Annotated in this window: 16 protein-coding genes; 13 read left to right on the plus strand and 3 right to left on the minus strand. The window is 49.5% G+C overall.

The features are described from left to right. The first annotated feature begins 569 nt into the window (after window positions 1-569). The 6 genes from ACVBEF_RS07880 to ACVBEF_RS07905 all read left to right on the plus strand — a co-directional run bounded on the left by ACVBEF_RS07880 (window position 570) and on the right by ACVBEF_RS07905 (window position 7,231). The gene (locus ACVBEF_RS07880; protein ID WP_447123390.1) at window positions 570-2,195 is read left to right on the plus strand and encodes a GMC family oxidoreductase; all 1,626 of its coding nucleotides are present in this window, start codon (window positions 570-572) and stop codon (window positions 2,193-2,195) included. Between the two features lie 162 nt (window positions 2,196-2,357). Next, window positions 2,358-3,128, plus strand: a complete 771-nt coding sequence (locus ACVBEF_RS07885) for an ABC transporter ATP-binding protein (protein ID WP_447123391.1) — start codon at window positions 2,358-2,360, stop codon at window positions 3,126-3,128. Window positions 3,129-3,133: 5 nt separating this feature from the next. Continuing rightward, complete coding sequence (locus ACVBEF_RS07890) at window positions 3,134-3,898, plus strand: ABC transporter ATP-binding protein (RefSeq protein WP_447123425.1); 765 nt, start codon at window positions 3,134-3,136, stop codon at window positions 3,896-3,898. 37 nt (window positions 3,899-3,935) lie between these two features. After that, on the plus strand, window positions 3,936-5,162 hold the full coding sequence (locus ACVBEF_RS07895; protein ID WP_447123392.1) for an ABC transporter substrate-binding protein: 1,227 nt from the start codon (window positions 3,936-3,938) through the stop codon (window positions 5,160-5,162). 185 nt (window positions 5,163-5,347) lie between these two features. After that, window positions 5,348-6,232, plus strand: coding sequence for a branched-chain amino acid ABC transporter permease (locus ACVBEF_RS07900; RefSeq protein ID WP_447123393.1), 885 nt, complete (start codon window positions 5,348-5,350; stop codon window positions 6,230-6,232). 27 nt (window positions 6,233-6,259) lie between these two features. Beyond that, a complete protein-coding gene (locus ACVBEF_RS07905) occupies window positions 6,260-7,231 on the plus strand; it encodes a branched-chain amino acid ABC transporter permease (RefSeq protein WP_447123394.1) in 972 nt (323 codons plus the stop codon). A 426-nt stretch (window positions 7,232-7,657) separates the two neighbouring features. On the opposite strand, the gene ACVBEF_RS07910 is transcribed toward ACVBEF_RS07905, so the two are convergent. Together ACVBEF_RS07910 and ACVBEF_RS07915 are read right to left on the minus strand one after the other, a co-directional pair. After that, window positions 7,658-8,056, minus strand: coding sequence for a ChuX/HutX family heme-like substrate-binding protein (locus tag ACVBEF_RS07910; RefSeq protein ID WP_447123395.1), 399 nt, complete (start codon window positions 8,054-8,056; stop codon window positions 7,658-7,660). Between the two features lie 13 nt (window positions 8,057-8,069). After that, window positions 8,070-10,328 carry a TonB-dependent hemoglobin/transferrin/lactoferrin family receptor gene (locus ACVBEF_RS07915; RefSeq protein ID WP_447123396.1) on the minus strand — a complete coding sequence of 753 codons (2,259 nt, stop codon included), beginning with the start codon at window positions 10,326-10,328 and terminating at the stop codon, window positions 8,070-8,072. Window positions 10,329-10,662: 334 nt separating this feature from the next. Between ACVBEF_RS07915 and ACVBEF_RS07920 the strand changes: the two genes are divergently transcribed. The 7 genes from ACVBEF_RS07920 to ACVBEF_RS07950 all read left to right on the plus strand — a co-directional run bounded on the left by ACVBEF_RS07920 (window position 10,663) and on the right by ACVBEF_RS07950 (window position 17,136). Beyond that, the gene (locus ACVBEF_RS07920) at window positions 10,663-11,445 is read left to right on the plus strand and encodes a sulfite exporter TauE/SafE family protein (RefSeq protein WP_447123397.1); all 783 of its coding nucleotides are present in this window, start codon (window positions 10,663-10,665) and stop codon (window positions 11,443-11,445) included. Between the two features lie 152 nt (window positions 11,446-11,597). After that, window positions 11,598-13,532 (plus strand): tRNA uridine-5-carboxymethylaminomethyl(34) synthesis enzyme MnmG, encoded by a 1,935-nt coding sequence (gene mnmG, locus ACVBEF_RS07925; protein WP_447123398.1) that lies wholly within the window; start codon window positions 11,598-11,600, stop codon window positions 13,530-13,532. Next, window positions 13,529-14,200 (plus strand): 16S rRNA (guanine(527)-N(7))-methyltransferase RsmG, encoded by a 672-nt coding sequence (gene rsmG, locus ACVBEF_RS07930; RefSeq protein ID WP_447123399.1) that lies wholly within the window; start codon window positions 13,529-13,531, stop codon window positions 14,198-14,200. The genes mnmG and rsmG overlap by 4 nt, the downstream gene beginning before the upstream one ends. 83 nt (window positions 14,201-14,283) lie before the next feature. Continuing rightward, complete coding sequence (locus ACVBEF_RS07935) at window positions 14,284-14,760, plus strand: lipocalin family protein (RefSeq protein WP_447123400.1); 477 nt, start codon at window positions 14,284-14,286, stop codon at window positions 14,758-14,760. Window positions 14,761-14,767: 7 nt separating this feature from the next. After that, window positions 14,768-15,409 carry a leucine efflux protein LeuE gene (gene leuE, locus ACVBEF_RS07940; protein ID WP_447123426.1) on the plus strand — a complete coding sequence of 214 codons (642 nt, stop codon included), beginning with the start codon at window positions 14,768-14,770 and terminating at the stop codon, window positions 15,407-15,409. Between the two features lie 17 nt (window positions 15,410-15,426). Then, window positions 15,427-16,197, plus strand: coding sequence for a ParA family protein (locus tag ACVBEF_RS07945; protein WP_447123401.1), 771 nt, complete (start codon window positions 15,427-15,429; stop codon window positions 16,195-16,197). Between the two features lie 33 nt (window positions 16,198-16,230). Beyond that, window positions 16,231-17,136 carry a ParB/RepB/Spo0J family partition protein gene (locus tag ACVBEF_RS07950; RefSeq protein WP_447123402.1) on the plus strand — a complete coding sequence of 302 codons (906 nt, stop codon included), beginning with the start codon at window positions 16,231-16,233 and terminating at the stop codon, window positions 17,134-17,136. Between the two features lie 56 nt (window positions 17,137-17,192). Here the strand turns inward: ACVBEF_RS07950 and ACVBEF_RS07955 are convergent, their stop codons facing one another. After that, complete coding sequence (locus ACVBEF_RS07955) at window positions 17,193-17,624, minus strand: hypothetical protein (RefSeq protein ID WP_447123403.1); 432 nt, start codon at window positions 17,622-17,624, stop codon at window positions 17,193-17,195. Window positions 17,625-17,964: the final 340 nt, after the last annotated feature.

The raw sequence follows: 17,964 nt of genomic DNA on the forward strand, positions 1-17,964 counted from the left end.
TCTTTTAACATCGCTTTCAAAAAAATCCCCGCAAAAATAAGCAGATAGCTATTGTAAAAAAACAGAAAACCTTCTTTCTAAAAACATCAACATCATTATTTTTTTCAAGTGCTATTTCATCTGTGGATAAGTCTTTGGATATGCTGAAGGACAGTTTGTGAATAACGCTTCGAAAACGACAATTTAATTTTTTATCCACTCTCCCAGGTTAACAAACTTACCGTATAAATAGCCATTTATACGGTAAGTAAGTAGTTATTTATAAAGGGAATTAATGGGTTATCCACAGAAAATCAGGGTGTTTACTATTACTACTATTTATATATATAAATCTATAAATTAAACACAGGAAAGAAAAATGCAGAAAAGAGCATTGTTTAAGCATCTTAAAAGTAAAAAAACGAAGGTTTATTACCCAATAAAACTATGTTTCACGTATCTTTGGAGCAATACATTTTTTTTAAAAAAATAAAAACCTTCTTCAAGCCTTTCTTGGTAAGTTCCTAGTAAGTAAGAAAGTAGATAAGTACATGGAAAAACAAAGAACAAGAACGATAAAAGGATGACAAATGGAAGTTGTGGGCAAATATGACTACGTCATCGTCGGTGCAGGCACTGCCGGTTGTGTATTAGCCAACAGATTGACTCGAGATCCCAAAGTAACGGTGTTGTTAATTGAGGCTGGCGGTAAAGACGATTACCTCTGGATACATATTCCGGTTGGTTATCTGTATTGCATCAATAATCCACGTACTGATTGGTTATATCGGACCGAAGCAGATGTCGGATTGAATAATCGTAGTTTGCTTTATCCGCGTGGCAAGGTTTTGGGTGGATCTTCCTCAATCAACGGGATGATTTATATGCGTGGTCAGGCTCGGGATTACGATCAATGGGCAGCAATGACCGGCGACGACAGTTGGCGTTGGGAAAATGTATTGCCGACATTTAAGAAAAGTGAAGATCACTACGACGGGGCCAGTGCTTTTCATGGGGCAGGAGGAGAATGGCGTGTAGAAAAGCAACGTTTGTCGTGGCAAATTCTGGATGCTTTTCGCGATGCTGCTGCTGAAAGTGGGATTCCTAAAATCGATGACTTCAATCAAGGTGACAACGAAGGCGTCAGTTATTTCGACGTGAATCAAAAACGCGGAATACGCTGGAATGCCTCCAAAGCTTTTTTGCGCACGGCAGCTACGCGTCGCAATCTGGAAATCATGACCGGTTGTCAGGTTAAACGACTACAAATCGATGCCGGTGAAAATGGGCTGGAATGCAAAGGCGTTGCCTTTTTTGGCGGTGGAAAAGAGTGGTTTGCCGAAGCGGAAAAGGAAGTTTTATTGTGCGCCGGGGCCGTAGGTTCTCCGCATATTTTGCAATTATCCGGCGTCGGTCCGGCAGCGCTTTTACAACAACATCAAATTCCGGTATTAGTCGATGCGCCTGGCGTTGGTGAAAACTTGCAGGATCATTTACAAATACGGATGGGCTTTAAAGTTACGGGCGTAAAAACCTTGAACGTGATGGCCAACAACTGGTTGGGAAAAATGAAGATCGGCATGGAATATTTGTGGTCGCGCAGCGGCCCGATGTCGATGGCACCGTCGCAATTAGGGGCTTTTGCGAAATCCGATCCGACCCAGGAAACAGCCAATCTTGAGTACCACGTTCAGCCATTATCGCTAGAAAAATTCGGCGATCCTTTGCACAGTTTTCCGGCATTTACAGCCAGTGTGTGTAATTTGCGACCCACTTCACGCGGGCATATTCGGCTCGCTTCAGCAGATCCTTTTGTCGCCCCAAAGATCACTTTAAATTACCTTGCAACAGAAACTGATCGTCAAGTTGCGGCGGCGTCGGTGACACTCACACGCAAAATTGCAGCAGCGCCGGCACTACAAAAATATGCGCCGCAAGAGTTCATGCCGGGACTGAAATATCAAACCGAAGACGAATTAATTCGTGCTGCAGGGGAGGTCGGAACGACTATTTTTCATCCGGTTGGAACCTGTAAGATGGGTAAAGTTAGTGATAAATTAGCAGTAGTTGATAGTAAATTACGTGTAATTGGCGTAAGTAAATTACGGGTGGCAGATGCTTCTGTGATGCCCACTATTACGTCTGGTAATACCAATTCGCCGACCTTGATGATTGCTGAAATGGCGGCGAAATTCATTATGGATAAAGCTATTTAACGCATATTGTTTGAGCGATTTGTTGCGCTATTTGGTTTTAGTACAACTACGTATTGCTGGGATTTGTTCTCCTCTGTACTATCTACAACACATAATAATCAAACAATAATTTGGTAATACTGGCAGTCCTTATTACATACATAAAAAATACAAGGAGACCGGATGAGCGACATCATCTTGGAAACAAAAAATCTGACCAAAGAGTTCAAAGGTTTTACTGCCGTCAACAACGTCAATTTGCAGGTTGAGCGTGGACATATCCATGCTTTGATCGGTCCGAATGGCGCTGGTAAAACAACTTGTTTCAATTTGCTGACGAAATTTCTGGTACCGACTTCGGGCCAGATTTTATTCAATAATCGTGACATTACTGCAGCGGCTCCGGCCCAAATTGCGCGGCAGGGGATTATTCGTTCGTTTCAGATTTCTGCTGTTTTTCCGCATTTAACGGTGATCGAAAATGTTCGTATCGGCTTGCAGCGCACGCTGGGTACGTCATTTCATTTCTGGAAAAGTAGCAAGAGTCTGGCGTCATTACGGGATCGTGCGATGGCCTTACTTGCAGAGGTCGATTTGACTGAATTTGCCGATACTTTGACTGTGGATTTGCCGTATGGCCGCAAGCGTGCTTTGGAAATCGCGACAACCTTGAGCATGGAACCTGAGCTGATGTTGCTCGATGAGCCGACCCAGGGCATGGGCCACGAAGACGTTGATCGCGTTACTGCGTTGATCAAGAAAGTATCGGTTGGCCGGACCATTTTAATGGTTGAACACAATATGGGCGTGGTCTCAGGCATTTGCGACAAGATCAGCGTGTTGCAACGCGGTGCGGTACTGGCCGAGGGCCGCTACGCAGAAGTATCGACCAATCCGTTGGTGATGGAAGCCTATATGGGTACAGAGGCTACAGCATTAGAAGGAGCGCATTGATGACAATGCCATCGGTTATTTCTCCGCCTGAGAGCGTCACGCGTACGCCAATTTCATCTAACGTTACACCTGCTTTGAGTATCAGCAATCTGCAAGCCTGGTATGGCGAATCGCATATTTTGCATAACGTCAATCTGACCGTCAATCCCGGTGAAGTGGTAACGCTACTGGGCCGTAATGGTGCTGGCCGGACCACCACGATGCGCGCCATTATGGGATTAACTGGCACGCGAAAAGGGTCAATTCAAATCAACGGTGTCGAAACAATTGGTTTGCCGACGCATAAAATTGCCCATCTTGGTGTTGGCTATTGCCCTGAAGAACGCGGTATATTTTCGTCGCTTTCAACCGAAGAAAATCTACTCTTGCCGCCGTCGGTATCGAAGACCGATAAGGGCATGTCCATCGCTGAAATTTACGCGATGTTTCCGAATCTGGAGGAGCGCAAAAACAGTCAGGGAACGCGCTTGTCTGGTGGTGAACAACAGATGCTGGCGGTGGCGCGCATATTACGTACTGGTGCACGTTTATTGTTGCTTGATGAAATTTCAGAAGGCTTGGCACCAGTGATTGTGCAAGCCTTGGCGCGCATGATTTTGATGTTAAAAGCGAATAGTTACACCATTATTATGGTTGAGCAGAATTTTCGTTTTGCTGCACCTCTGGCGGACCGGTTTTATGTGATGGAACACGGGCAGATTGTGGAGACTTTTGAGGCTGCACAATTGCAAGAAAAAATGCCGGTATTGAATACGTTATTGGGTGTATAAAAACGCTCATTTATAAGTAGTAAAAAAAGTAGTAAAAATGGAGAAGACATTGAATACAACATTCAAAGTATTAACACTCGCCGTCGCGAGTGCAGTAGCGTTTGCTATAGCCGCACCGGCATCAGCGCAAATTTCTGGCGACACCGTCAAAATCGGTTTTATCACCGATATGTCGAGCGTGTATTCTGATATTGACGGCCCTGGCGGAGTTGAAGCAATCAAGATGGCGATCGCTGATATGGGTGGCGCTATTAACGGCAAAAAAATTGAATTAATCGTCGCAGATCATCAAAACAAAGCAGATATTGCATCGAGCAAAGCGCGTGAATGGTTTGATCAGCAAGGCTTGGATATGTTGATCGGCGGGACCAATTCCGGCGCTGCACTGGCGATGGCAAAAATTGCTTCTGAAAAGAAAAAACCGTTCTTTGCTATTGGTGCAGGCAGCACCCGTTTGACCAATGAAGAATGCACACCTTACACGGTACATTACGCCTATGACACATACGCGTTGGCAAACGGGACCGGCTCGGCAGTGGTCAAGCAGGGCGGTAAAAGCTGGTATTTCCTGACCGCCGATTATGCGTTTGGAAACTCGCTGGAAAAAGATACAACGGCAGTGGTAAAAGCCTCTGGCGGGACCGTTCTGGGTGCGGTCAAGCATCCTTTGAATGCGTCTGATTTTTCTTCCTTTTTGTTGCAGGCTCAGGCTTCGAAAGCCCAAATTATTGGCTTGGCAAATGCTGGCGGTGACATGATTAATGCGGTCAAGGCGGCCAATGAATTTGGTGTGACCAAGACGGCAAAATTGGCTGGTTTGCTGGTGTTTATTAACGATATTCATTCGCTGACATTGAAGCAAACGCAAGGCATGTATTTAACCGATAGCTGGTATTGGGATCAGGACGATGCATCGCGCGCATGGGCAAAACGGTATTTTTCTAAAATGAAAAAAGAGCCATCGAGTTTGCATGCTGCTGACTATTCGGCGGCGATGCAATATCTGATGGCGGTGAAAACGATAGGCACGGATGATGGCGACAAAGTCATGACCCAATTGCGCAAAGAAAAATTCACCGATATGTACACCAAGAATGCTTATTTGCGTCCGGATGGTCGTGTAGTGCATGACATGACGTTGTATCAGGTTAAAGCACCGGCAGACTCCAAATACCCTTGGGATTATTTGACAAAAGTCGAGACGATTCCAGCGGAAAAAGCGTTTATGCCGAAAGCAGATTCTAAGTGCGTGGCCTGGAAATAAGTCCCCGCAATCTCCCTGTTTAAATTAGTCCGACACCGACGGTGCGTTGTGTTCGTAGTCAATACGCACAATGCACCGTTGTGTCTTTTAATGATGCATCACTGATCGATATTCGCCTGCCGTCTTGGTACCTTAAAGCCGACAATCCCGTGTGGTATCGAAAGTGATTTTTTGATGACAAAGCTATGGAATTATTCGGCATTCCCCTCCAGGCCTTGATGAGCCAGCTCTTGCTGGGTCTGGTCAACGGCTCGTTTTATGCGATGTTATCGCTAGGCCTTGCGGTCATCTTCGGCCTGCTTAATGTGATTAACTTTGCGCATGGCGCGTTGTACATGATGGGCGCATTTTTAGCCTGGATTGGATTGACGTATTTCAATTTGAATTATTGGGTCATGCTGATCCTTGCACCACTCATCGTAGGTGTATTCGGCATCATTATTGAAAAGACGATGCTGCGCTGGTTATACAAGCTTGATCATTTATACGGTCTGCTGTTGACCTTCGGGATCACGCTGATGGTGGAGGGTGTTTTCCGCTCGTTTTATGGCGTGTCAGGTCAGCCATTTTCGGTGCCGGATATGTTGAGCGGTGCAACCGATGTCGGCTTTATGATGTTGCCTAACTATCGTGCCTGGGTGGTGTTTGCTTCGTTGACTGTGTGTTTTTCGACCTGGTTTGTGATTGAGAAAACCAAGCTCGGTGCGTATTTGCGGGCCGGTACCGAAAACCCAAAACTGGTCGAGGCGTTCGGGATCAACGTGCCATTGATGGTGACGCTGACCTACGGCTTCGGCGTCGCTTTAGCGGCCTTTGCCGGGGTGCTGGCGGCGCCTGTAATCCAAGTGTCGCCACTGATGGGTTCTAACCTGATTATCGTCGTCTTCGCCGTGGTGGTCATTGGCGGCATGGGCTCGATCATGGGCTCGATTTTGACGGGCTTGGGGTTAGGGGTGATTGAGGGCTTGACCCGAGTGTTTTATCCCGAGGCGTCGGCGACCGTGGTGTTTATCGTCATGGCAATCGTATTAATGATTCGCCCGGCAGGTTTGTTTGGTAAAGAAAAATAGTCGGAGACATAAATAATGAAAACCAGCATGAATAAAAACCTTCTGTATGGCGTGATATTGCTGGCGGCAATCGCGGCACCGTTCGGTATTTATCCCGTATTTTTGATGAAAATATTGTGCTTTGCGTTGTTTGCCTGTGCTTTTAATTTGTTGATCGGTTTTACCGGCTTGCTGTCGTTTGGGCATGCGGCTTTTTTTGGCGGAGCCGGTTATGTTGCCGGGTATGCCTTAACTAAACTTGGTTTGCCGTTAGAAGCCGGGTTGATATTGGGGACACTGGCGGGAGCGCTCATCGGATTAGTGATGGGTAGTCTGGCGATTCGGCGACAGGGGATTTATTTCACGATGATCACGCTGGCGTTGGCGCAGATGGTGTATTTCGTTTGCTTGCAAGCGCCGTTCACGGGGGGCGAGGATGGTTTGCAGGGCGTTCCGCGCGGGAAGTTATTGGGCTTGATCAGTCTTGAGAGCGATCTGACTTTGTATTACGTGGTGCTGGCGATTGCGGCGTTGGCGTTTGCGTTGATTGTGCGCACGATCAATTCGCCATTCGGTCAGGTGTTAAAGGCGATCAAGGAGAATGAACCGCGTGCGATTTCGCTGGGCTACGATGTTGATCGCTATAAATTGCTGGCCTTTGTATTGTCGGCAGGGTTGACGGGTCTGGCCGGTGCCACCAAGACCGTGGTGCTGGGCTTTGAGACGCTTACAGACGCGCATTGGACCATGTCTGGTCTGGTGATACTGATGACGTTGGTGGGCGGTCTTGGGACGCTCACAGGACCGATCGTTGGTGCGGTGATTATCATTGTTCTGGAAAATAAACTAGGCGATATCGGTAGCTGGTTGGCGACGGTGACGCACATTGAATGGTTTAGCGGTTTGGGTGAATCGGTGACGATCGTGACCGGGTTTATTTTTATCGTCTGCGTGCTGGCGTTTCGGCGTGGAATTGTTGGCGAAATTGGGGCATTGTTTAAGCGTGTGCGACGTGCCTGAGTAGTTTGATTTGCTTGATGCAAAGCCCGTACAGCGAACCTGTACGGGTTTTTTTATGTGTGGGAGGCCATCGCAAAGGGTGGTTTGCCGCCTTGTCTGATAACCTCAACTTTAATGCCGAGACAGGCTTGCACAATCTGCGCGTCATCGTGCGCTCCGGTGTGTCCTGGGCCAGCAGCGTGCCATCAGTTAGCCATGCCAGTTAGTGGGTATAACGTGCGGCCAGATTGGGATCATGCATGATCGCCAGCACGCCAACATTTCATTTGCAAGCCAGCCTTTTTAGCGTGGTCAGCATTTGATCCTGATGCGCATAAATGTTGCGCTTCGGCCTCGCCTAAGAGCATGACATTGAGCGCTGCGGAATGGCTTGTGTTCGGGTGACGCCAAACTAGCGCATTAAGCCGAAAAATTGATGCGTGTCGCTCATGTCGTGCCAGGCCGACTGAAAACCTGCGCTGTCGATCTCAGCGTCTGGCGTTTCGGGAACCGCAGGCGTGGCGGGCAAGACGGTGAAACCGGCTTGCTGATTGGTGTCGCGCCAGCGTGCACGCTGTGTTCGCGTAAAAATATTTTATGGACTGCGCTGTCATTGCGGCTCAGGGCCATGACGGGACCGAGCTGCGGGACTTCTTCGAAGAGGTTGATGGAGTCTGGTTTGAGGCGGATGACCTCCGCCCCATCGCTACCTATGCAGGCGGCGAGCGCTTCGCCTTCAGAGATGCCGATGGCGGCAGCAGCATCCCGATTGCGCAATTTTTGTTGTGTTTTTGTTTCTAAAAAAGCGTCGCGCCATGTCTCGGAAGTACGGGTTGATGTAGTCATGGTGTTCTCTCTTTTAATATTGAAATTTCATGCCGATGTTGAAACTGCGGCCCGGTGCGGTGTAAGCGTCTTTGACGATGGAGCTGTCAGCTAAGCCGCGCACGTCCGACCAGTTCCAATATTTGTTGTTGAACAAATTGCTGACCCCGGCGTAGAGCGTGGCGTGTTTGTTGAAGTTGTAGCCCGCGCGCAGGTCTGCGCTGGTCGAGGAGGGCGGAGCGAAATATGTCGGTTTGGAGATGTCGCTAGGGCGTTTGCGTGCCTGATAGCTGACATCGGCTTGAGCAAACCAGCGTTGGCTGGGTTCGTAGCGTAAGCCGACGACGGCCATGAAGGGATTGACGGTGTCGAGCGGTGTGCTCACACCGTTCGATTCGGTGCTGCCTTTGGTGTAGGCCATGCCTGCTTTGACGCCGAGGCCGTTGGAAAACTGCCAGTCGAGCCGGGCTTCGAGTCCGCTGATGCGTGCTTGTCCGCGATTGATGTATTGATAGATATACGGATCAACATACGGGCGACCGCTGCCGCTGATGATTTCTTGCGAGATGAAATTGCGATAGCGTCCGGTAAATGCGGCGGTGCTGTAGCGCAGGACATTGCTGCCGTCGTCACTGATTTTGCCGCGCAATCCGAGTTCAAAGGTGTTGCTGGTTTCGGGCTTCAGGTCCGGGTTGCCGATGGTGGTGTAGCCGTATATCGGATTGCCGAAGCTGTTGTTGACTTGATCGGGTGTGGGTGTGCGAAAACCGTGCGCATATTGCACGTAGGGGATGAGGGCGGGATTGATTTCCCACAGTAAGGCCAGTCTTGGCGAGACCGCCTGACCGCTGGAGCTGGTGGCTTGGCCAGTGTAGGCGGAATCGTTGGTTTTGGGTGACAGACGGTAAGCATCGAAGCGCAGGCCGGGCACCAGAGTCAGGGCGCTATGCGGGGTGAATTGGATTTCATCCTGGAGGAAAGCGCCGAATAAGGTGTAGTCGGTGTCCGGGAATGCCTTGCCGGGGAATGTTTCTCCTGCGCCTGGAACGGTGCCGTTACGCAATCCGGTGATGCGCGCCATGCTGGCGTCTAGGCCGTAGATCAATTTGTGTTGCAACGGACCGGTATTGAACGCGCTTTGGGCCTGCACGGAGCCGCCGATGGTGTTCTCGCTGTAGTTGTTGTCGCGGGTGCGATCGGCGGCGGGCGTGCGTTGCTCGTAAGAGTATTGACGGTTGTTGGCGTCTTGATAGTAGAGCTGTGCGTGTGCGCTCTGAAACAGCCCGTTGCTATTTTCGGTGCTGTCTTTGAAGTCGTAATCAAGGCTGTAACGGTTGCGCTCGATGTTATCGTTGCCACGCAGGCCGGGCGTTGTCTTGGTGACGGCTGACAACACATCGGACTTGGTGCGGCCCTCGTGATGCTCTAGTGTGAGCGTTAATTTGTCGCGCGGACTGGCTTTGAAGACGACTTTGCCCAGTAAAGAATTGCTTTCACTATTTTGAGGATTCGGCGTGTCACGATTGGGGCCGATCACGTTGCGTTGGCCCTGATTGCTGACTTGATGGCTTTGGCGCGTGTTGGCAATGAGCATGGCTTCAAAGCGTTCGCCGCCGAAAGCGGCGACGGCGGTGGTGGAGAAGCTGTTATCTACAGAATTGTAGGAGGGCTTGATGGAAAAGTAGCTTGGTTTTTCGAAGATATCGAGAAAGTCGCCGGGGTCTTTGGTGATGAAGTTGACCGCTCCGGTTAAGCCATCGCTGCCGTACATGGAGGAGGCCGGGCCGCGCAAAATCTCGACCCGTTTGTAGAAATCCATATCGCCATAATCCCCGCGACCGGCTTCCAGCGGTCCGAATGAGAAGGCGCTCGGCAAGCGAATACCGTCTTCCATCATGAGTATGCGGTTGCCTTCCAGTCCACGAATATTGATGCCTTCGTTACCGCCGCGTCCGCCTGCTGTGGCGGCGGAGGTCGGGCGGTAGGGTCCGCGCCGTACCGTCACGCCCGGCTCATAGCGCAACAAATCTTTTATATCCTTCGCTTGTTGCTCTTCGATGGTGTTGGCGTTAATGACCGAAATGCTGCCCGGTGTGCGTGCGACAGGCGTCTCAAAGCGGTTTGCGGTAACCGAAATTTCTTCCAGTGTCTGGTCTGGGTTGTAAGCGGCGATATTTGTTGTGCGCGAACAGAGGACTAAGGATTGCGCTGATGCGGGCAATGCGATTGCCGCTGCAATGACAGTGAGACTGACGAATTCCGAGAATGGAAATCGCGATGAAGATCCGAACATAACGTACTCCAGGGTCAATTAAGTATTGGCTGGCGACGTGTGTGTGCGGCTGGCTGAAAGGGATAATTTACTGCGTTGAAATTTGCTGCAAGGTGTGCATTGTAGATGAGAATGGTTCTTATTAGCAAGATTTGACTGATGCATACAACGAAGGATATTTACGTATAAATTATGGTTCAGTCTGCGTAAAATTACACTTTGTTCCACGTGAAACATAGAACAATTACCATTAGTTTTCTTACCCCCAAATCTTTGCTAACTCTCACTATGAAATTTATCGTTCACTTTTATGCAGTTTTGATTGCCTGTCTAAGTAGCGGGCAGGGTGGTCAATATGTTTGATTTTCCTGACTTTTTATTTAGTTATGGTCTTCTGGCTACCGCAGGTTTTCTCGCTGGATTGATTGATGCTGTTGTCGGTGGCGGGGGATTGATCCAGATTCCTGCATTGTTTTCTATGTTGCCCAGTACTGTGCCGGCAACGATATTCGGGACTAACAAACTCGCGAGCATATTTGGCACCAGTGCCGCAGCATATAGTTTTGGGCGACGCGTTAAGTTGGCATGGAGTGCCGCAGTACCGGCAGCGAGTGCGGCGTTTGTCTTTGCTTTTCTCGGCGCGGTGACGGTGACGCATATTCCGACCGATGCTATTCGTAAGAGTTTGCCGTTCATTTTGTTGGCGGTGGCGATTTACACTTTTATGAAGAAGGATTTCGGCAGTATCCATGCGCCACGCCATACCGGGTCTAAAGAAAAATTGTTTGCAGTATTGATAGGGTGCAGCATTGGATTTTATGACGGACTTTTTGGCCCTGGTACGGGTAGCTTCCTGATTTTTCTGTTTGTGCGATTTTTTGGCTTTGATTTTCTGGCTGCATCGGCTGTATCCAAGGTCATTAATGTGGCGACGAATTTTGCGGCTCTATTGTGGTTTGGGTACAGCGGACATATTCTTTGGCAGCTCGCGTTGCTGATGGCAATTTGTAACGTAGCAGGATCGTTAGTTGGAACGTGGCTGGCGATTAAACATGGCAGTGCATTTGTGCGTAAGTTATTTTTAGTAGTGGTGTCGGTATTGATTTTAAAAACTGGTTACGACGCTTTTATTAAATAAGTCGGATTTTGTTTCACGTGAAACAATCAAATTAGTAGATTAAGCGAATGTTTCACGTGAAACTATTACAACAAGCCCGTCTGACAAGCGGACGGTCGAGGTGGAATCGATTTATAATCACGCCTCTGTTCACCCTCTCATCGAGGCGCAATATGCTCTTTCCTACACATTTTGATGTCATTGTTGTCGGTGGCGGCCATGCCGGTACCGAAGCCGCCCTTGCCGCTGCACGCATGGGCCAAAAAACGTTATTGCTTTCCCATAACATTGAGACCTTAGGTCAGATGTCTTGCAATCCTTCCATCGGTGGGATAGGCAAGGGCCATCTGGTGAAAGAGGTCGATGCCATGGGCGGGGCGATGGCGATTGCGACCGATGAGGCGGGGATACAATTTCGAATTTTAAATTCATCTAAAGGTCCGGCGGTACGCGCAACGCGTGCTCAGGCTGACCGCATTCTTTACAAGCAGGCAATCCGTTCTCGCTTAGAAAATCAACCGAATTTATGGCTCTTCCAGCAAGCTGTCGACGATTTGATCGTTGAGGGTGATCGCGTGGTTGGGGCTGTGACGCAGGTTGGAATTCGTTTTCTGGCCCGTGCCGTGGTCTTGACTGCGGGAACATTCCTTGATGGCAAGATTCACGTTGGATTGAATAATTATGCGGCGGGCAGGGCAGGGGATCCGCCAGCGATCTCATTGTCGGCGCGTTTGAAAGAATTGAAGCTGCCACAGGGACGCTTGAAGACCGGTACGCCGCCACGGATTGATGGTCGGACGATAGATTTTTCGGTGATGCAAGCGCAGCCGGGTGATCTTGATCCGGTTCCGGTGTTTTCGGTGATGGGCAACGCTGCCATGCATCCGGCGCAAATGCCGTGCTGGATTACGCATACCAACTTACAAACGCATGACATTATTCGTGCCGGGCTTGATCGCAGTCCGATGTATACCGGGGTGATTGAAGGTGTTGGTCCGCGCTATTGCCCATCGATTGAAGACAAAATTCATCGCTTTGCGGGTAAAGATTCGCATCAGATATTTTTGGAGCCGGAAGGACTGACGACCAACGAATATTATCCAAATGGCATCTCTACCAGTTTGCCGTTTGATGTGCAGTTGGCGTTGGTGCAGTCTATGAAGGGGATGGAGAACGCGCATATTCTGCGTCCCGGTTATGCGATTGAATATGACTATTTCGATCCACGCGGATTAAAGGCGTCGCTGGAAACTAAGTTGATCAGTGGTTTGTACTTTGCCGGTCAGATCAATGGCACCACGGGTTACGAAGAAGCAGCGGCGCAAGGCATGTTGGCTGGCCTGAATGCGGCCTTGCAGACGCAGGAGCGAGATGCATGGACGCCGCGCCGTGACGAGGCATATCTGGGTGTATTAGTTGACGATTTGATTACGCAAGGCGTGTTGGAGCCGTACCGGATGTTTACCAGCCGGGCTGAATATCGTTTGAGTTTGCGTGAAGATAATGCCGACTTGCGCCTGACAGAAATCGGTCGTCGATTGGGTTGCGTTGGCGATGCGCAATGGGAGCAGTTCGAGAAGAAGCGCGAAGCAGTGGCGCGGGAAATGGAACGACTGCGCTCAACCTGGGTGAACCCACGGATTTTGGCCGATGTAGAGGCTGAGAGAGTTGTTGGAAAGGCAATTGAGCGCGAGTATGCGCTGTATGATTTATTGCGCCGTCCGAACGTTTCTTACGATACGTTGGTGACGCTCAAGGGTGTGGATGGACAGGATTTGGGCGGTCCGGGCGTGCAAGACGATAGTGTCAAGGAGCAGGTTGAAATTCAGGTGAAATACGCTGGTTATATTGACCGTCAGGCGCGTGAAGTTGAGCGCCACGAGCATAGCGAAAATCTGAAATTGCCAGCCGATTTTGATTACCTACAAGTGCAATCATTGTCGATGGAGGTGAGGCAGAAGTTACATCAGCATCGCCCGGAAACGTTCGGGCAAGCCTCGCGTATCGCAGGCGTGACACCAGCGGCGTTGTCGTTGTTGTTGGTGCATCTGAAAAAGGGCAGCATGAAAAATCAGCGCGCCGCCGATATCGAGGGATTGGCAGGATGAGCGAAGTAGATATCCGTCCGGATGGTGTGCTCGCGGTGACCTTGCGCGATGGTGCTCAACAATTAGGCATTACGCTTAATGTCATCCAGCAGGGACACATGCTGGCTTATCTGGCAATGATGGCGAAATGGAATCGGACCTATAACCTGACCTCAATCCGTGAACCAGAACAAATGATGACCCATCATTTACTGGATTCATTGGCGGTGATTCCGGCGTTTGCCGGTGCGAAAAATGTCCTCGATGTGGGCGCTGGCGGTGGGTTACCGGGAATGGTGCTGGCAATCTGGGCGCTGGGCGCACAGCCTGATATGCGGGTGTCAATGATTGATACCGTGCATAAAAAAACCGCATTCTTGACGCAGGTGAAGGCGGAACTGGGATTGAAGAATGTGCGCGTATATACGGCGCGTGTAGAGCAATTGGAAGTCCCGCAACAATTTGATGTCATCACGTCGCGCGCATTTGCGGAGTTGTCCGATTTTATTAATTGGTCGGCGCATTTGCTGGCCGACGATGGGCAGTTTATTGCGCTTAAAGGTGTGCAGCCGGATGATGAAATTGGACGCTTGCCAGCCGGTTGGGAAGTCACCGAAGTGCGCCCGGTTGCAGTGCCTGGCCTTGATGCTGAGCGGCATTTGATTTATATCAAGCGGGCTGGCCTGTGAAGAAATATATTGCTTTATTGGTAAGTTCGGTACTGTTAATGGGAGTCTCGTCGATCTCTTCAACAACCGCTTTGGCGCAGAATATGCTCGTCGTTTCCCCGGTTGCATCAGTGGACTTAGCGCGCTACGTCGGGCTATGGTATGAAATTGCGCGCCTTCCGAATCGCTTTCAGAAAGACTGCGCGAGCAATGTGACGGCGCAATATACCAGCCGTGAAGATGGCAATATCGACGTCGTGAATCGTTGTAAAAAAAGTGACGGTCAGTTGAGCGAGGCCGTTGGGGTAGCGCGCGTGACCGACAAGGTGAGCCATGCGAAATTAAAAGTACGCTTCGCACCAGAGTGGATGGCCGGGTTGCCATTTGTCTGGGGCCATTATTGGGTGCTTGATCTGGCGCCGGACTATTCGTATGCGGTTGTCGGTGGACCGGAGCGTGATTATTTATGGGTGTTGTCGCGCACGCCTGATTTGCCTGAGGCGATTTATCAGGCAGCGATTGCCAAGGTCGCAGCGCAAGGATTTGATATCAGCAAGTTGGTGAAAACCAAACAGGAGTGATGAGATGATCGATGTGTTTTTTAAAACATTAGGTATTTCCGATGTTTATCAGATGGTCGCTGCGACGGTAGTGTTTTTAATGTTGCCGGGAGCGGGTACGTTTTGCCTGCTATCGTCGGCTAGCAAGAACGGCTTGAAGGGCGGTTTTGTTGCCTTGGCAGGACTCATGATGGGTGACGCTGTGCTGATGTTTCTGGCGGCCATCGGAGTGGCGGCCTTGTTGCACGCGAATGTGATGCTGTTTAAAGGCGTGCAATATCTTGGCGCGATGTATTTGGCTTACCTTGGATTTAACTTGTTACGCGCTAAAAAAGAGGGCGGCGTAGTTGAGATCGTGACGACACCGGTGTCGAAAATGGCAGATTGGCGGCGTGGATTTTTTGTGACATTGATTAATCCGAAGGCGATCATTTTTTATATGGCTTTTTTCCCGCTGTTTATCGATCCGTTGACGCAGCGTGGCGGGATTACTTTTCTGACGATGGGCATCATCATTTCCAGCTGTACGTTGATTTACGGTAGCTTGCTTGTGCTGCTTGGCAATGCGGCGGCCAAACATTTGGCACGCCATCGTCTCATCGCCGCTTTTGCTTCGAAGACAGCGGGTATTTTTCTCATTGGCTTTGGGATAAAGTTAACAACAAACTAACTCTATAAAAATAAAATATGGCAAAAATATTCTGTGTTGCGAATCAAAAAGGCGGAGTTGGTAAAACGACTACTGCCGTCAATCTGGCCGCAGGTTTAGCGCAACTTAATCAACGTGTATTGCTGGCCGACCTCGATCCGCAAGGCAATGCGACGATGGGGGCTGGGATTAATAAAGGGACGTTGAAAGGCTCTATTTACGAAGTGTTGCTGGGAACGGCGGATATCAGAAGTGTGCGCCTGACTTCAGAGACGGGCCATTTTGATGTGTTGCCGGCAAATCGTGAGTTGGCTGGTGCCGAGGTTGATCTGGTGGATTTGGATAACCGAGAAAAACGTCTCAAGAATGCGTTTGCCAGTATTGCTGATGAGTATGATTTTATTTTGATCGATTGCCCGCCAGCGTTGTCATTGCTGACCTTGAATGGTCTGTGCGCGGCGCACGGCGTGATTATTCCGATGCAGTGCGAATATTACGCACTGGAAGGTTTGTCGGACTTGGTCAACACAATTAAAAAAGTCCATGCCAATTTAAATACCGATTTGAAAATCATCGGTTTGCTACGCGTGATGTTCGATCCGCGGATGACGTTGTCGCAGCAAGTCTCGGCAGAGCTGGAGCAACATTTTGGCGATAAGGTGTTTACCACCGTGATCCCGCGCAATGTGCGGCTGGCCGAAGCGCCGTCGTACGGCATGCCAGGAGTCTGTTTCGATCCATCTTCCAAAGGGGCGCAGGCTTATATTGCGTTTGGGGCTGAGATGGTTGAGCGCATTAAAACAATGTAATAAGACAATGTAATAAGCAAAATAGAGATAAATATGGCAACGAAAAAATCTGGCTTAGGCCGTGGTCTGGATGCATTGCTGGGCGGCTCAACTGATATGGCTGAGGCCGTGCCAACCGTTCCTGGCGCGCCATCGGTGTTGTTGATGACGTTGATGCAGGCGGGTAAATATCAACCGCGTACACGCATGGATGAAGGTGCGTTGGCTGAATTGGCGGCATCGATCAAGGAGCAGGGCTTGCTGCAGCCGATTCTGGTGCGGCCGATTTCTTTGCATAATGGCGCCCTGGGAGCCCAGCATTACGAAATCATTGCTGGTGAACGCCGTTTCCGGGCGGCACAAATTGCCGGACTGACCGAAGTGCCGGTGCTGGTGAAAGATGTGGATGATCAGGCTACGGCAGCCATGGCGCTGATCGAAAATATTCAGCGTGAGGATTTGAATCCGCTGGAAGAGGCGCAGGGGATCCATCGCCTGATTACCGATTTTGATTTCACCCACGAAAAAGCAGCGCTCTCCGTAGGTCGGTCGCGTAGCGCTGTATCGAATTTGCTGCGTTTGCTTAATTTGGCTAAGCCAGTGCAAACCATGTTGATGGCCGGTGATATCGATATGGGCCACGCACGGGCGTTGCTGGCGGTGGATGCGGCTACGCAGATTACGTTGGCGAATCAGGTGGTGGCAAAGCGGATGTCGGTGCGGGATGCGGAAAAGTTGGTTACGCGTACGACTGCCGAGCAAAACTCAGTCACGCGGCCTATGGGCAAGAGCAAGGAGAAGTCGCGTGACATTGCGCGACTGGAAGAAGAGTTGTCTGATTTGCTGGCGACAACGGTGACGATTAAGACTGCTGCAAAACATCGCGGGCAACTGATTATTGATTTTTCTGATCTCGATACGCTGGACGGGCTGATTGCCAGACTTAAAGGCGCGGAGTAACAGTGTGGAGTAAGTAATTACGGTCATCCACCGGCGATTGTCGGTGGATGACCGTATTAATCTGGTTCCCAAAGCATCAATTTATTGAATTCCTCTTCTCGCGTCAGTGTTGTTTTTGTGGGATCAAAATTATAACGTTTGCCAGCAGTGTAAATGGTGTTGTCTAACTCTTTGAGGTAAGAAGATAGGGTCTCATGCGCAGGAAGTCCCATTCTTCCTAATGCAAAATTTTCTTCGAGGGCCCTTCCGAGTTCCGTTACGATCGCGAGGAATCGCGTTAGTCCCATAAAGTCTTTTAATTGGCCATTTTGTCGTGCTTGCTTGATATTTTCATTGGTATATCGAAAATTTATTGGATTGTTGCTCACGCCCGCACATCGAAATGAGACTCCGTTGAGTTTTCTTATGGTGGTGTCTGAGATCGTTGTATTTTTGAATTTTGCGTAAACGGCGTCTTGCAGCGAAGACGTGTTTGAATTTATCTTCACGAGTAACCTCCGATATGAAAAAAACACTATGGTATCGATCCCAATAAAAATACAATTCTATAAATAGCTTTTAGTCGTTATTGCGACTCGATTCATAGCTGGAATATCAAAAGCGTCATCAAAATCATGGCCTGACCATGCTTTCACAACATTGGTGCAATCAGTCCTCACCGTAGCACCTGTATTGCTGGTGCAACCCGGCAACATGGAAACTGTTGTATAGCGCTCATAAGTTCATGATTCTTTTGCAAATGTTTGACGAAGACAACAGGCTAATCGTATAATCCTCGGGTTCTAAAACTGCCGTAAGCGCACTCTTCTGGACGCCCGGCTATGCACA

The organism is Glaciimonas sp. GG7 (genome assembly GCF_052976905.1).

What these genes read in the sequence shown, in the direction of transcription:
- ACVBEF_RS07880 (WP_447123390.1), top strand. Translation starts at nt 570, where the DNA reads ATGGAAGTTGTGGGCAAATATGACTACGTCATCGTCGGTGCAGGCACT.
- ACVBEF_RS07885 (WP_447123391.1), top strand. Translation starts at nt 2,358, where the DNA reads ATGAGCGACATCATCTTGGAAACAAAAAATCTGACCAAAGAGTTCAAA.
- ACVBEF_RS07890 (WP_447123425.1), top strand. Translation starts at nt 3,134, where the DNA reads ATGCCATCGGTTATTTCTCCGCCTGAGAGCGTCACGCGTACGCCAATT.
- ACVBEF_RS07895 (WP_447123392.1), top strand. Translation starts at nt 3,936, where the DNA reads ATGGAGAAGACATTGAATACAACATTCAAAGTATTAACACTCGCCGTC.
- ACVBEF_RS07900 (WP_447123393.1), top strand. Translation starts at nt 5,348, where the DNA reads ATGGAATTATTCGGCATTCCCCTCCAGGCCTTGATGAGCCAGCTCTTG.
- ACVBEF_RS07905 (WP_447123394.1), top strand. Translation starts at nt 6,260, where the DNA reads ATGAATAAAAACCTTCTGTATGGCGTGATATTGCTGGCGGCAATCGCG.
- ACVBEF_RS07910 (WP_447123395.1), bottom strand. Translation starts at nt 8,056, where the DNA reads ATGACTACATCAACCCGTACTTCCGAGACATGGCGCGACGCTTTTTTA.
- ACVBEF_RS07915 (WP_447123396.1), bottom strand. Translation starts at nt 10,328, where the DNA reads ATGTTCGGATCTTCATCGCGATTTCCATTCTCGGAATTCGTCAGTCTC.
- ACVBEF_RS07920 (WP_447123397.1), top strand. Translation starts at nt 10,663, where the DNA reads ATGTTTGATTTTCCTGACTTTTTATTTAGTTATGGTCTTCTGGCTACC.
- mnmG (WP_447123398.1), top strand. Translation starts at nt 11,598, where the DNA reads ATGCTCTTTCCTACACATTTTGATGTCATTGTTGTCGGTGGCGGCCAT.
- rsmG (WP_447123399.1), top strand. Translation starts at nt 13,529, where the DNA reads ATGAGCGAAGTAGATATCCGTCCGGATGGTGTGCTCGCGGTGACCTTG.
- ACVBEF_RS07935 (WP_447123400.1), top strand. Translation starts at nt 14,284, where the DNA reads ATGCTCGTCGTTTCCCCGGTTGCATCAGTGGACTTAGCGCGCTACGTC.
- ACVBEF_RS07945 (WP_447123401.1), top strand. Translation starts at nt 15,427, where the DNA reads ATGGCAAAAATATTCTGTGTTGCGAATCAAAAAGGCGGAGTTGGTAAA.
- ACVBEF_RS07950 (WP_447123402.1), top strand. Translation starts at nt 16,231, where the DNA reads ATGGCAACGAAAAAATCTGGCTTAGGCCGTGGTCTGGATGCATTGCTG.